The sequence below is a fragment of the Bradyrhizobium sp. 44 genome, assembly GCF_023073095.1.
Taxonomy (GTDB): Bacteria; Pseudomonadota; Alphaproteobacteria; order Rhizobiales; family Xanthobacteraceae; genus Bradyrhizobium.
This window is the reverse complement of the sequence record NZ_JADPIY010000016.1, coordinates 217,241-231,372: the sequence shown is the minus strand read 5'-3', so window position 1 is coordinate 231,372 and position 14,132 is coordinate 217,241. Positions and strand designations below refer to the sequence as shown.

The 14,132-nt window shown below is 64.9% G+C and carries 12 protein-coding genes; 1 reads left to right on the top strand and 11 read right to left on the bottom strand.

Annotated features, from left to right (window positions below; all coding sequences use genetic code 11):
* Window positions 1–8 precede the first annotated feature (8 nt).
* The 9 genes from IVB41_RS17560 to hydA all read right to left on the bottom strand — a co-directional run bounded on the left by IVB41_RS17560 (window position 9) and on the right by hydA (window position 11,708).
* A complete protein-coding gene (locus IVB41_RS17560; RefSeq protein WP_027569267.1) occupies window positions 9–1,610 on the bottom strand; it encodes an ABC transporter substrate-binding protein in 1,602 nt (533 codons plus the stop codon).
* A gap of 141 nt (window positions 1,611–1,751) precedes the next feature.
* Window positions 1,752–3,422: an ABC transporter ATP-binding protein gene (gene nikE / locus IVB41_RS17555; protein WP_247433268.1), complete on the bottom strand. Its 1,671-nt coding sequence runs from the start codon at window positions 3,420–3,422 to the stop codon at window positions 1,752–1,754.
* Window positions 3,419–4,267, bottom strand: coding sequence for an ABC transporter permease (locus IVB41_RS17550; protein ID WP_027569265.1), 849 nt, complete (start codon window positions 4,265–4,267; stop codon window positions 3,419–3,421). Before IVB41_RS17550 ends, nikE begins: the two co-directional genes overlap by 4 nt.
* Window positions 4,264–5,298 (bottom strand): ABC transporter permease, encoded by a 1,035-nt coding sequence (locus tag IVB41_RS17545; RefSeq protein ID WP_027569264.1) that lies wholly within the window; start codon window positions 5,296–5,298, stop codon window positions 4,264–4,266. The genes IVB41_RS17550 and IVB41_RS17545 overlap by 4 nt, the downstream gene beginning before the upstream one ends.
* A 25-nt stretch (window positions 5,299–5,323) precedes the next feature.
* The gene (locus IVB41_RS17540) at window positions 5,324–6,943 is read right to left on the bottom strand and encodes an ABC transporter substrate-binding protein (protein ID WP_247433265.1); all 1,620 of its coding nucleotides are present in this window, start codon (window positions 6,941–6,943) and stop codon (window positions 5,324–5,326) included.
* Between the two features lie 120 nt (window positions 6,944–7,063).
* Window positions 7,064–8,500, bottom strand: coding sequence for an NAD(P)-binding domain-containing protein (locus IVB41_RS17535; RefSeq protein ID WP_247433262.1), 1,437 nt, complete (start codon window positions 8,498–8,500; stop codon window positions 7,064–7,066).
* Window positions 8,497–9,246, bottom strand: coding sequence for an SDR family oxidoreductase (locus IVB41_RS17530; protein WP_247433257.1), 750 nt, complete (start codon window positions 9,244–9,246; stop codon window positions 8,497–8,499). Before IVB41_RS17530 ends, IVB41_RS17535 begins: the two co-directional genes overlap by 4 nt.
* Before the next feature lies 1 nt (window position 9,247).
* A complete protein-coding gene (locus IVB41_RS17525) occupies window positions 9,248–10,222 on the bottom strand; it encodes an NAD(P)-dependent oxidoreductase (protein ID WP_247433254.1) in 975 nt (324 codons plus the stop codon).
* A 16-nt stretch (window positions 10,223–10,238) separates the two neighbouring features.
* The gene (gene hydA / locus IVB41_RS17520; RefSeq protein WP_247433251.1) at window positions 10,239–11,708 is read right to left on the bottom strand and encodes a dihydropyrimidinase; all 1,470 of its coding nucleotides are present in this window, start codon (window positions 11,706–11,708) and stop codon (window positions 10,239–10,241) included.
* 56 nt (window positions 11,709–11,764) lie between these two features.
* On the opposite strand from hydA, the gene IVB41_RS17515 reads away from it, so the two are divergent.
* Window positions 11,765–12,427 carry an aspartate/glutamate racemase family protein gene (locus IVB41_RS17515; protein ID WP_247289033.1) on the top strand — a complete coding sequence of 221 codons (663 nt, stop codon included), beginning with the start codon at window positions 11,765–11,767 and terminating at the stop codon, window positions 12,425–12,427.
* On the opposite strand, the gene IVB41_RS17510 is transcribed toward IVB41_RS17515, so the two are convergent.
* Together IVB41_RS17510 and IVB41_RS17505 are read right to left on the bottom strand one after the other, a co-directional pair.
* On the bottom strand, window positions 12,424–13,092 hold the full coding sequence (locus IVB41_RS17510; RefSeq protein WP_027569257.1) for a flavin reductase family protein: 669 nt from the start codon (window positions 13,090–13,092) through the stop codon (window positions 12,424–12,426). The two genes, IVB41_RS17515 and IVB41_RS17510, sit on opposite strands and share 4 nt — an antisense overlap.
* Window positions 13,093–13,097: 5 nt before the next feature.
* Window positions 13,098–14,030: an N-carbamoyl-D-amino-acid hydrolase gene (locus IVB41_RS17505; protein ID WP_247433248.1), complete on the bottom strand. Its 933-nt coding sequence runs from the start codon at window positions 14,028–14,030 to the stop codon at window positions 13,098–13,100.
* Window positions 14,031–14,132: the final 102 nt, after the last annotated feature.

Genomic DNA, 14,132 nt, shown 5'->3' with positions numbered 1-14,132 from the left:
GCGCAGGGTCATGCGGATTTCGACACGCCCCAGAAGAACGGCAGCGGCCCTTTCGTGATGCCGGAGACGTTCTTGCGCCAGGCCGTGTAGCTGAGGAAGAACCCGGTCGGCGCGTAGACGACGTCTTCGAGCGCAACCTTGTTGAGGCGGGCGACCGCGGCCTTCTCCTCGTCGAGGTTCTTGGCTTCGAACCAGGACGTAACCTCCTTCTCGGTGCCGGGGCTGTTCGGCCAGCCGAACCAGGCTTTGTCGCCATTGGCGCGAATGGCGGTGTAGGGCGCCGGATTGATGCAGTCCGAACCCGCGTGCCAGGTGTGGAACATGTTCCAGCCGCCCTGTCCGGGCGGTGTCTTCTGTGCGCGGCGGGAGCCGACCGTGCCCCAATCGGTCGCGACGAAGTCGACATTCATACCGAGCTTCTTCAAGAGATCGGCGGTCACATCGCCGAACGCCTTGGTGATCGGCTGGTCCTGCGCCACCAGGCACGTCACCGGCTGGCCGGAATAGCCGCTCTCGGCGAGCAGCTTCTTGGCAGCGTCGAGATCGCGCTTGCCCTTCAGGACCTCGCCGCCCGCCTCGGTGTAGAGCGGCGTATCGGGCGTGAAGAAGCCGGGCAGCGACTTCCACAGCGAATTGTCGTCGCCGACGAGCGCACGCATGTAATCTTCCTGGCTCATCGCCATCAGCACTGCGCGCCGGGCCCGCACGTCGTTGAAGGGCGGATAGAGGAAGTTCATGCGGAACGAGCCGACATTGCCGAGGGGATCGCCGATGTCGACGCTGATGTTCTTGTTCTTCTTCAGGACCGGGACGAGGTCCGCGATCGGGTTCTCCCACCAGTCGATCTCGCCGTTCTGCAACGCGGCCGCGGCGGTCGCCGGATCGGGCATCACGATCCATTCGACGCGGTCGAGCAGCATCTGCTTGCCGCCGGCGAGCCACGACGCCTTCTCCTGCCGCGGCACATAGTCGGCGAATTTTTCGAACACGGCTTTCGCGCCGGGGACCCATTCGCCCTTGGCGAACTTCATCGGCCCCGAGCCGACATAATCGCCGATCTGCTTGAACGGGTCGGTCTGCGCGATGCGCTCCGGCATGATGAAGGCGCAAGGCGAGTTGTTCTTGCCAAGCGCATAGAGCATCTTCGGGAACGGCTGCTTCAGCACCCATTTGAAGGTGCGGTCGTCGACAGCGGTGAGTTCCTGCTGCAGTGCCTTGAGCATCAGCCCCATCGGGTCGCGTGCCGCCCAGCGCGTCAGGCTCGCAACGACGTCCTTGCTCAGCACCGGCTCGCCGTCGTGGAATTTGAGCCCCGACCGCAATTTGAACGTCCAGGTGGTGCCGTCGTCGGTCACTTCCTCGGACTCGACCATCTGCCGCTGCGGCTGCAGCGAGGAATCGACGCCGTAGAGCGTATCCCAGACCAGCGCGGCGGCATTGCGCACGACATATTGCGTGCCCCAGATCGGGTCGAAATTGGCGAGGTTTGCTTGCGGCACGAAGCGCAGGGTGCGCGCGGAGGCGCCTTGTGCGATCGCCGGGGCCGAGAGGCCGCTCAATGCCAGACCGCCCGCGCCGGCCAGTCCCTTCAATACGGTCCTGCGATCCATGAAATCCTCCCAATAGTGCCGTGATGCCGGCCATCGTTGGCCAAGAACAGGTGAAACCAGAGCTCATTGGCGTGCAAATGGTATGCCACTAACCGGACCTTCGCCAGCGGGATATCCGCACCATTTGGGCCGGTCGAGACCTCAAAGCGCAGCCGCCAGCACCGGCCCGGTCTCGATATGCGGGATCGCCTCGACCAGCTTGCGCGTGTAGTCGGTCTTGGGATTGTCGAACAGCGCCCGGCTCTCGCCCTGCTCCACGATGCCGCCATTGCGCAGCACGATGGTGCGGTCGCAGAGCATGCGCACCACGTTGAGATCGTGGCTGACGAACAGCAGCGCGATGTCGTTCTCGCGCCGCAGGCGGTCGAGCAGTTGCAGCACCACGGCCTGCACTGAGACGTCGAGCGCGGCGGTCGGCTCGTCCAGCACCAGAAGCCGCGGCCGGCAGGCGATGGCGCGGGCGATGCCGACGCGGGCCTTCTGGCCGCCGGAGAGCTGATGCGGAAAGCGCGGCAACAGATCCAGCGGCAGCCCCACACGAACGGCGCAGTCTTCCACCCGCTTGCGCAGCGCATCGCCCCCACGCATGCCGTCGAGCCGCATCAGGGGATGGGCGATGCAATCGAAGGCGGTGAAGCGCGGGTTGAGGCTCTCGTTCGGGTCCTGGAACACCATCTGGATGTCTTTGCGGAAGCGCGAGCGGTGAAAGTCGCGCGACGCCACGTGGCCGATCGACTGCCCGTCGAACACGATCTCGCCTTCGCTCGGATCGATCAGGCGGCAGATCATCCGCGACGTCGTGCTCTTGCCGGAGCCGGACTCACCGACGAGGCCGACGCTCTCGCCGCCGGCCATCGTCATCGAGAAGTCCGCCACCGCCGCAGCGCCCTCGTCGAAGCGTTTTGCGAGCTTGCGCACTTCCAGGAGCGGCGGAGTCCCGTGAACGGGTTCCTGCCTGGGCCTGCTGACGACAGCCACGTAGCCTTCCCGCTCTTCTTCCGTCACGAGGTCCGCGATCCCGGAGGTCGCGGTTGGCGACGCCGCCACCAGGCGCCTGGTATAGGCATGCTGCGGCGCCCCGAACAGCGTCCTGGGGCTTGCCTCTTCGACGATGCGGCCGCGCTCCATCACCGCAATGCGACGGCAATATCTCGCCGCAAGTCCGAGATCGTGCGTGATCAGGATCGTCGCCATGCCGCGTGCGGCGGCAATCTCCGCCAGGAGGTCCATAACCACCTTCTGCGTGGTGACGTCGAGTCCGGTCGTCGGCTCGTCGGCGATCAAGAGCGCGGGATTGCAGGAGATCGCTATCGCGATCATGACGCGCTGGCACATGCCGCCGGAGAGTTCGTGCGGATAGGCGTTCATCCGCGTCTCGGGGTCGCGGATCTGGACGGCGCGCAACAGCTCCAGCGCCTCGGCGCGGGCGGCGTCCTTCGATATCCGCTTGTGCGTGAGGATCGCGTCGGCGATCTGCAGGCCGATCGCGCGGATCGGATTGAGCGCCGCCCGCGGGTTCTGGAAGATCATCGACATCGCGGCGCCCTGGAGCTGCCGGAGATCATCACCCCTGAGTTTTGTCACGTCCTGGCCGCGAAACAGTATCTTGCCCGCGGTGACGCGGCCGGCCGCATCCAGCAGCCGCGTCGTCGCAAATCCGGTGACCGACTTGCCCGATCCGCTTTCGCCGACGAGGCCGAGCATCTCGCCGGCCTCAACCTTGAGCGTCACGCCGCGCACGGCCTCCACCATCCCGCGTCGCGTCGAGAATGCGACGTGGAGATCGTCGATCCTGAGCAATTCCCCGCTCATGTGCGCATGCGCGGATCGAGAATGTCCCGCATCCCGTCACCGAGGAGGTTGAAGCACAGCACGGCCATCATCAACGCGAGGCCCGGAAAGGCCACCAGCCACCACCGCCCCGTCGAGATGAAGCGAGCACCCTCCGCGACCATGATGCCCCATTCCGGTGTCGGCGGCTTGACGCCAAGGCCGATGAAGGAAAGACCGGCAGCGTTCAGGATCGCCCAGCCGAGATTGAGCGAGATTTGCACCGCCATCGCCGGCAGGATGTTCGGCAGCAGGAAGCGCAGCACCACCGAGAAGTGGCTCTCGCCGCAGGAACGCGCCGCCTCCACCCAGCCGACATTGCGCCGGACGTTGACCTCGGCACGGGCGAAGCGGATGTAGAACGGAAGATTGATGATCGCGGTTGCAATCACGATGTTCTCGATCCGGTTGCCGAGAGCCGCAACCATCGCCATCGCCAGCACAAACAGCGGAAAGGCCATCATAACGTCGACGAAGCGGCCGACCGAACGGTCGAGCCTGCCGCCGGCATAGCCGCAGAAGGAGCCGACGACAGCGCCGATCACGAAGGAGATGCCGACCGCCGAGACTGCGATGGCAAGGTCGAGGCGGGCCGCAACGACGAGGCGGCTGAACACGTCGCGCCCGAGCTGGTCGGTGCCGGCAAGGTGTGCCGCGCTCGGCGGCTGCAAGGCCTCCGAGACGTTGGAGACGATGGGATCATAGGGCACCAGCCACGGTCCAAAGATCGCGACCAGGACAAACAGCAGGACACCGGCCGCGGCGACACCGGTCAGCGGATTGCCGCGCAAAATCCAGACCGAATGGCGGAGGGTTGCGCTGGTCATCCGATCGACACCCTGGGATCGGCGATGCCGTAGCAGATGTCGACGACGAGATTGACCAGCACGAAGATGCCAGCCATCAGCAGCACGAAACCCTGCACCGGCGCATAGTCGGACGACAGCAGCGCATCGAGCGCGTAGGAGGCAACGCCCGGCCAGGAGAACACCTTCTCCACGAGGACATTCGCGCCAAGCATGGTCGAGAACACGATGCCGGCAATGGTGATGACGGGCAGGATCGCATTGCGGAGCGCATAGGTGACGACGACCTTCTGCCAGGACAATCCGACCGAGCGCGCGGTGCGCACGAAATCGCTGCCGAGCGAGACCAGCATCGAGGCACGGGTGATCCGCGCCAGCGGCGCGATGACGAACAGGGCCATGCTCAGCGCGGGCAGGATCAGCTGCTTGCAGGTCGCCCACCAGCCCTCGATGTCTCCCGCGAGCAGGAAGTCGATCGACAGGAACCCGGTGCGCTGCGGCGGCAGCGAGGTGAAGACGTCGATCCGCCCGGTCGGATCAGGCGCAAGACCGAGCAGATAGTAGAACACATAGATCAGCAGCAGGCCCGAGACGAAGGTCGGCACGCAGACGCCGAGCGCGCAGAACAGCCGCACGCCGTGATCGACCAGCGATCCCGGTTTCAAGGCTGCGACCACGCCGAGCGGCACCGCCGCAATCAATGCGATCAGCAACGCCGTGAACGTCAGTTCGAGCGAGGCCGGCAGCCGTTCGCGAAGGTCCTTCAGGACCGGCTGCCCCGTCATCATGGAGCGGCCGAGATTGCCGCGGCCGATGTCGGAGAGATAGAACACGAGCTGCTCCGGCACCGACTTGTCGAGCCCCATCTGCTTGCGGATCTGCTCGATCTCCTCCTTGCCGGCGTTGGGCCCCGAGGCGAAGAACACCGCGGGATCTCCGGGGAGGACCCGCATCAGCAGAAAGGTGAAGACCAGCACGCCGAACAACGCCGGCAGCGACGACAGAAGCCGCCTTCCCGCCCGCACCACCGTCGCACCAAAACCGGTCATCACCTTTCAGAGCCCTTGCATGTCGAGATCACTTGCGGCTGACGTCGCGATAGTCGACCTGACGGTGGAATTCGTAGGTGTAGCCCTCGATCGACGAGGCCATCACAGCGTCCTGGTTCGGCTGCCACAGCGGAATCTGAGGCATCTCGCTGAAATGGATCGCATTGAGCTTGCGGCCGGCTTCCTCGTACTTGGCCTTATCGGGCTCGAAGCGCGCTTCCTGCGCGATAGTCGCCAGCTCCGGATTGTTGATCGAGCTGTAGTTCCAGCGCTGATTGCCGGTGTAGAAGTTGCGGTAGAAGTAATCGGTCGAGGGCAGCCAGGCGACGATGCCTTCCGTGAACAAGGGCAGCTTCTTCTCGTTGATCTGCGTCGACATCTGCGCGTCCGGCAGCTTCTGGATGTCGACCTTGATCCCGATCTTGGCAAGCGATTCCTTCACGAGAGCCGCCATCGGCTCCGCAGTCGAGGCCTGGCCGACATTGAAGCTGAAGGTGGTCGAAAAACCCTCCGGGAGCCCGGCGGCCTTCAAATATTCCCTCGCTTTGTCGAGATCGGTCTTCACCGGCGCTTGGAACGGATAGATGCCGTTCAGCGGCTTGCCATCCGGCCAAGTCGCACCGAACAGCGGAGCTCCGCGGCCGAACAGGGCAGCCTTGAACATGTCCTCATAGGGCAGCGCGAACGCGACGGCGCGGCGCACGTTGACGTTGTCGAAGGGCGGGATCTGATTGTTCATCGAGACGAAGGTGATCGAATTGTATTGCGGCGTCGAGATCACCTTGAGCTTGCCCTTGGCCTCGAGCGATTGCACGTCGCTGGCCTGGAGATCGACGACGAGATCGGCGTCGCCGCGCTCGACAAGGTTGGCGCGGGTCGCGGGCTCCGGCACGGACTGCACGATCACGCGCTTGAAGAACGCCGGCTTGTCGGGCGAGCCGCGGTTCCAGTCCTCGTTGCGCTTGATGATCACCTGCTCGCCGGGCTTGAAGCTCTCGATGACATAGGCACCGCTGCCGGCGGTGTGCTCCTTCAGCCAGGCGGTGGCCCAGGGATCTTCCGGGGTCGCGTGCTCCTTGGCGACCTTCGAGTTGATGATCAGCGGGTAGACCGTGGCGAGATTCGGTAGCGCGAGCTTGTCGGGCTTCGGCAGCGTCACTTCGATCGTGAGGGGATCGATCACCTTGAACTGGTCGGCCGACGTCAACGATCCCGTCAGCAATTGTGCCTTGCCGAGGATTGGCGCGGTGACGCAGCGATCCAGCGACCATTTGACGTCCTCGGCGGTCACGGGCGAGCCGTCCTGGAACTTGGCATCCTTGCGCAGACGGAACGTCAGCTTCAGTCCGTCCGGACTGACGTCGTAGGATTCGGCGAGCTCGCCGGTGATCTTGTCGAGATCGAACACCCATTTGCCGTTGAGTTGCTTGCGGCCGAACGCCACCAGCCGGTCATAGGTGCTCATGCTCAGCGCGAAGGATTCGCGCGTCGAGCCCGGGATGTTGGGATCGAGCGTGTTGACGGATGCGCCGGTGACATAGCGCAACGTCTCGGCCCTGGTCTGTGCTTGCGACGGCGCCGTGGCGACGAGCAACAACGCGGTGGTGGCGAGCACGGAGGATGCCGACCTGAAAGACACAAAACGCATTGGTTTTCCCCAAAAATTTTCGACAAGAACGCCGACAGGACAGGTTAAGAAAGAAGCAAGTTGCGCGCCAGTCTCATGATGCGCTCTTGTGGACGCTTTGTCGCGGCGGCGCATGGACGATCATCGCGATTCCTCCATGTTTCGCGCCGGCCGCGTGACCACGGCCTGCGGCACGTCGTAGGCGCGGAGCGAGGCCCAGTGCCGTTCGACATCGGCGCGGAACATGCCGCGCGTCAGGCCATTGACCAGCTTCGGCACTGCGGTCGTCATCGCGTTGATCGACGATCCCGACGGACCAAAACTCATGGTGGAGGCGATGGCGAAGAGATGGATATTCGAGATCCACGGCGTTTCGCCCGCGATACGTTCGGTGAAGGCGTAATCGTCGGCGAGATAGGGAAAGCGGCCGAGCCGCGCGTTGCGTTCGCTCTCCGGGGGCTCGTAGCGGTCGGCCCAGGTTGCGATATTGCCGGCAAATGTGCGCAGCTCGCCACGTCCGGAAAAATCCATGTCGATGCCGGTGCCGCAGATGACGAAATCCGCTGCGATGACGCCGCGCGGCGTCTGCAATTCGATGCCCTTGCCAGTCTCGCGCGCGGCCTCAAGCGGCGCGCCCTCGTGCAATGTGAAATTGGCATGGCGCGCGCAGCGATCATAGGTCGGCTGCGGAAAGCCTTCGCGCATGTCGAGGATGGTACGCATGAAGCGCCAGCGCCAGGCATCGTCGAGATCGCTGAGATGGCGGAGGAAGCCGCGAAAAGTCAGCCAGCGATAGGGCTGGATCAGCTGGATCTGCGCCCGACGACACAGCAGATGCACCTCCGCCGCGCCCGCCTCCAGTGCGGTTGCCGCATTGTCGAAGGCAGATGCGCCGGCGCCGATCACGGCGACGCGCTTGCCGCGGAGGTTTTCGAAATCGATATCGTCGGCGGCGGTTGCGACCGAGTCGGCCGGCAGTTCGCGCAGCGGCTCGGGGATCATCCAGTTCCCCATTCCCTCCTGCCCGGTCGCCAGCACGATCTTGCGCGCATGGAGCGTCTCGATACCGCCGCCACGTTTCACGCGTGCGGCGAGCAAATCGCCCGCCGCTGGCCGGATTTCCAGAAGCTCGCTCCCGTTGCTCACGGGCAAGCCGATCGTGCGCCGTAGCCAGAGCAGATACTCAGCCCAGTGCTCTCTCAGGATCAGGTTCAGCGTCTGCCAGCTGTCCTTGCCGAAGCGGGCTTCGTGCCAGGACTGGTAGGTCAGGCTCGGAAGATCGAGGTCGGGTCCTGTATAATCTTTCGGGCTGCGCAGCGTCGGCATGCGGGCATAGGTGAGCCAGGGGCCTTCCATCCCCTCCTCGGCCTTGTCCAGCAGCAGGATGTTGCCGACGCGGGAGCGCATCAGGCCGAAGCCGATGGCGATGCCGGATTGGCCGGCGCCGATCACGAGTACATCCAGCGCCGGCTTGCCGCCCGGCCCCGCCTTCGGTTCGAGCCAGGCGGCACCGGGATGCGCGATCCGCGCGAGATCGGCGCGAACGTTCACTTCCAGCTCTGTCAGCGCATCACTCATGCCGCGAGCCAGCCTCCGTCGACCACCATCACGGTGCCGGTTGTAAATGAGGACGCATCGCTGGCGAGATGCAGCGCGGTCTGCGCGATCTCGTCGGCCTGGCCGAACCGCTTCATGGCATGGCGGTCGCGGGAAGCCTCGCGCACCTCGTCTGAATTGGTATGACGGGCGAAGCTGCGGCGAAGCATCGGCGTGTCGATCGCGCCGGGTGCAATCGCGTTGACGCGAATGCCGTCGGTCGCAAAGTCCATCGCCATCGTCCGCGTCAGGCTGATAATCGCACCCTTGGCCGCGATATAGGCGCTGTTGCCCTTGCCGCCGGCAATCGCAAGCTGCGATGCCAGCGTGATGATCGAACCGCTCTTCTGCCGCTGCATCTGCGGCACGGCCGCCCGCGCCCACAGCCAGGTGCCGCCGACATTGGTGCGGAACACCGCGTCCCAGTCTGCCGGATCGGTGGTCAGGACCGTGCCGCCGCAGGAGAAGCCAGCCGCGGTCATGAGAATGTCGAGCCGGCCGTGCCGTGCCATGACGTCTCCGACGACGGTCTCGGCAAAGCTGGCGTCGCCGACGTCACCGACATGCGCCGTCGCTCCATCCACCAGGCTCACCGTTTCCTGAAGGCCCGCGGCATCGCGGTCGACCAGAGCGAGCTGCGCGCCCTCCTCTGCAAACAGCTTCGCGCTGGCGCGGCCGATACCCGAACCTGCGCCCGTAATGATGGCCGTGCGCCCCTGCAGCCGCATCTCAGATCCACTCCTTGTGCTGCGTCAACCAGGCGCTCATCGCTGCCGCCGACTCGGCGCAGCCGAACTTCGCCCGCCAGCCAAATTCATCCGCCATCCGGTTCACCGACAGCGGCGCGCGATAGGCCCCATGCAGCTTGATGACGGTTTTCTCACCGGGAGCCGCGAGCCGGCATTGCAGGCCGGGATGCAACGCTGCATAGGCCTCGCCCCATTGCAGCGCAGGCCAAAGCCCTCCGCGGGAGATGTTGTAGAGCCGGTGACGCGGCCGCTCGGCTTCGATCAGCAGTGCGACGGCCTCGGCCGCATCCGGCGCGTAGATCCAGTCCCGCATGCCCACTTCGGGCATGACCGCCGGCTCGCCGCGAGCGAATGCCGCCAGAATCTGGAACTGGAGGCTTGGCGTGTCGCGTACGGAGCTCGGTCGCTCCCACGGCCCGAACAGGGCGCTCAGCCGTACGCTCAGGAAATCGCCGCCGAAGAGCTCGGCATGACGCGCAACCGATCGCTCCGAGGTGAACTTGCTGATGGCGTAAAACGAGACCGGATCGCAAGGCGTGTCCTCGCCGAGAATCTCGACCCGCGCACCCGTGGCGCCGTAGGCCGATGCCGAGGAGAGATTGACGACCCGGCGCACGCCATGCCGGATCGCGGAGAGCAGGATCGGGATCTGGGCCATCACGTTGATCTCGAGAACGCGCGCGGTCGATGCTCTCTCCAATTCGTCACCGGCGGTGATCGCAGCTCCAAGCACGATCGCATCAACGCCTTCGGCGATGAGGGCGTCGATGGCTGCTGCGTCGGTGACATCGCCCTGCACGGCTCTGAGCCGTGCGCCGCAGTCGGCAAGAGACCGCCGCGCGGATGGCGGCAACTCTGCACGGTCATACAGCGTCACTTCGTGCCCACGCGCCAGCAGCGCCTCCGCAACATTGAGGCCGACAAAGCCGGTGCCGCCGAAGATGACGATCTTCATCGCGCGCGATCCGCCGTCACAGCAGTTTTGCCCCGAAATTCCGCTCCGGATCCATGTCGGCGACGAGCCGTCCCGTCGGCTTGGCCGCCTCGCCCCCGCTGCGTGCCAGGAACTGGCCGCTGCCGGCGCTCGCGAGGCACTTGTTACCGTCGATGATCACCCGGCCACGCGACAGCACTGACACGGGCCAGCCCTTCAGCTTCCGTCCCGCAAACGGCGTGTAGCCGGCGAGGTCGTGCATCATCTCGTCGGCGATCACGGTCTCGCGATCGGGATCCCAGATCGCGATATCGGCATTGGCGCCGACCGCGATCGAGCCCTTGCGCGGATGCAGATTGTAGATCTTGGCCGGCGCCGTCGAAGTCAGCTCCACGAACTTTTCCAGGCCCAGCCGTCCTTTCGACACCATCGCGTCGAACAGCAGCGGCAGGCGCAGCTCCAGTCCCGGCAGGCCGTTCGCGACCTGCTTGAAATTGGGATTGGGTCCGGCGCGCAGCTTGCCGGTCTCGTCGTAACGATAAGGCGCGTGATCCGACGAGATGGTCTGGAGATCGCCGAGCGACAGAGCCTGCCACAGCGCCTCCTGATCGGCATGCGTCCGCGGCGGCGGACTGCACATCCACTTGGCGCCCTCGGCACCCGGCTTGTCGAGATCGGCGGCGGTCAGGAACAGATATTGCGGACAGGTCTCGGCAAACACCTTCAACCCCTGCCCGCGCGCGTCGCGGATGACCTTGGCGCCCTCGGCGGTCGAGACATGGAAGATCATGATCGGCTGATCGATCAGCGCTGCCATGCCGATCAGCCGGGTAAAGGCCTCCGCCTCCGATACCCGCGCGTGGCTGACGGCGTGGTATTTCGGCATCGTGTAGCCGCGCGCGAGCAGGCGCTTCACCATCCAGGCGATGATGCCGTGGTTTTCGGCATGGGCGCACAGCATCGCGCCGGATTGGCGCGCGGCAAGTAGGATGTCCAGCAGCGGCTCGTCGTCGACCTTGAGCCGGTCGTAGGTCATGAAGATCTTGATCGACGCGTGCCCCTGCTTCACCAGCGCCGGAATGTGCTCCTCGACCGTTTCCCTGGTCGCGTCGGCGATGATCATGTGAAAAGCGTAGTCGATCACGGCGCCCTTCTTGGCGAGGGCGTGATAATCCTCCACCACCTGCGGCAGCTTCATGCCGACATGCTGGGCGGCAAACGGGATCACCGTGGTCGTACCGCCAAAGGCGGCCGAGACGGTCGCGCTCTCAAAGGTGTCGGCGTTCATGATGCCGGCAGCGGACAATTGCTCGATATGGGCATGGCTGTCGACGCCGCCGGGCAGAACGAGCTTCCCGCGCGCGTCGATCTCGCGCTTCGCCGGCGGAAGCCTGCGCCCGATGGCGGCGATGGTCTCGCCGGAGATGGCAACGTCGGCTTCAAAGACGTCGGTCGTCGTCGCGACGCGCCCACCGCGAATGATCAGGTCGTAAGTGGGTTCAGTCATGAGGCACTCCATGATAGGCTCAAGCCAAGTGATCGAAATTTTGCAGGAAGACCAGCATGTCCCGACCGCGCATCCTCGTCATCAATCCGAACTCCAACCCTGCGGTCACGCAGGGGCTGGAGGACGCGCTGAAGCCGCTCGGTTTCGAGGGCGGGCCGGAGGTGGTCTGCCAGACGCTGGCCGAGGGTCCGTTCGGCATTGAGAGCCAGGCCGATGTCGATGGCGTCGCCATGCCGCTGCGCCGGCTGGTCGAGGGCGACAACAGCTCGGCTGCCTTTGTCATCGCCTGCTACAGCGATCCCGGGCTTCAGGTCTGTCGCGAAGGCACCGACCGCCCGGTGTTCGGCATCGCCGAATGCGGCGTGCTGACCGCGCTGGCGCGAGCCGAAACCTTTGGCGTCATCGCGATCGCCCAGCGCTCGATCCCGCGTCACATGCGCTATCTCAGGCAGATGGGACTGACCGAACGCCTCGCCGGCGAGCGGCCGCTCAACATGAGCGTCGCCGAAACCGCCTCGGGCGAAGGCACGCTGGCCAGGATGATCGACGTCGGCCGCGCGCTGCGCGACGAGGACGGCGCCCGTGCCATCGTGATGGGCTGCGCCGGCATGGCCCGCCATCGTCGTCCCCTCGAAGACGCGCTCGGCATTGCCGTGATCGACCCGACACAGGCGGCGGTCACCATGGCGCTGGGTAGCGTGCAGTTCTCGAACCACTAGGCGTCCTTCAGCTCTTTGGCGTCCTGCCGCGCGAGCCATTGCGCGTGGCTCTCGCGGACAAGCGCAAACGTATCCCTCTGCGTCGTGTAGAGATTGCCGAACATGCGACCGATCGGCCGGTAGGCGTCGAGGTCGACATACATATTGGCCTCGTCGACGAGGCCCTCGCGGGCGTGAACCCGGAGGACCTCGCCGACCAGCAGTTCGCGATCGGGCGAGAAGGTCAGCGCGACATGGCGCCGGCATTCGAGCGCAAAGGGTGCCGCGGCGAGGCGCGGCACCTTCACGTCTACAGAGGGAAGCGTCGCCAGCCCTGCCGCGGCGACCTCGCTGTCACCGGACGGGAAATCGACCGCGCAGTCGTTCATCGCCGCGGAGAGCGCCTCATCAACCATGTGAACGACGAACTCGCCGTCGCGATGGATGTTGCGGGTGGTGTCCTTCGGGCTGTGATCCGGCTTGTGCTGGAGACCGAGCACGATCAGCGCCGGACTCTCCGAAAACACGTTGAAGAAGCTGAACGGCGCGGCGTTGACCGCCCCGTTGGCATCGAGCGTCGTCACCAGCGCAATCGGCCGCGGCACCACCACGCCGCAGAGCAGCTTGTAGCGGTCGCGCGGATCGAGCTCGCGCAAGGATATGCCGGATGTGCTCTGGCCAGTCATCGACGTCACGTCTCCGGCGGCGGCACCGCGCCGGTACGGCTGGTGATCAGGCCGTAATGCTCGGTGCGGCGGTGCTGCGCGAAATTGAAGATCGTGGTCTTGCCGAAGGTGGTGGCATCGAGGTCGCAAGGATGGACCAGCAGTTCGTCCTCCTCCGTCTTCGCTTCGGCGACGATTTCGCCATTGGGATCGACGATCAGGCTGCCGCCGAACAGCGGGTGTCCGTCCTCGTTACCGGCCTTGGCCACCGCGACGACCCAGGTCGCGTTCTGATAGGCGCCGGCCTGCGCCGAGAGGCGGTTGTGGAAAAGGCGTTTCTCGACGCCCTCATCGCTCCTCTCCGCATTAACGGACGGCGTGTTGTAGCCGATCAGCACCATCTCGACGCCTTGCAAGCCCATGACGCGATAGGTCTCGGGCCAACGCCGGTCGTTGCAGATGGCCATGCCAATGATGCCGCCGAGCTCGCGCCAGACATTGAAGCCGAGATCACCCGGCTCGAAATAGCGCTTCTCCAGATGCTGGTGCGAGCGCTTCGTGTCGTATTCCACATGGCCCGGCAGATGGATCTTTCGATATTTGCCGACGATCTTGCCGGATTTGTCGGTGAGAACAGCAGTGTTGAAATGATGCCCGTCCGGCGTCAGCTCCGCATAGCCGAAATTCATCGCCATCTGGTGCTGCGCCGCGCGCTCGAACAGCGGTTTCGTCGCCGCGTTCGGCATCTCGCGCTCGAACCAATTGTCGAACTCAGCCCGGTCCTCCGCATACCAGCGCGGGAAGAAGGTCGTGAGCGCCAGTTCCGGATAGACGATCAGGTCGGCGCCCTTGCTTTTGGCCTCATCCATCAGCGCGATCATGCGCTTGACCACGGCCTCGCGGCTGTCGGCTTTCTGGATCGGGCCCATCTGGCCGGCGGCAACATTGACGATACGCATCAGCGAATTCCTGGTGATGTCTTGTGTGAAGATAAAGTTTCAATCACGTGCCGGCGCGAGCAGCATAACGCAGCATCGCCCGGACTTTCCAGCCTGTGCCTG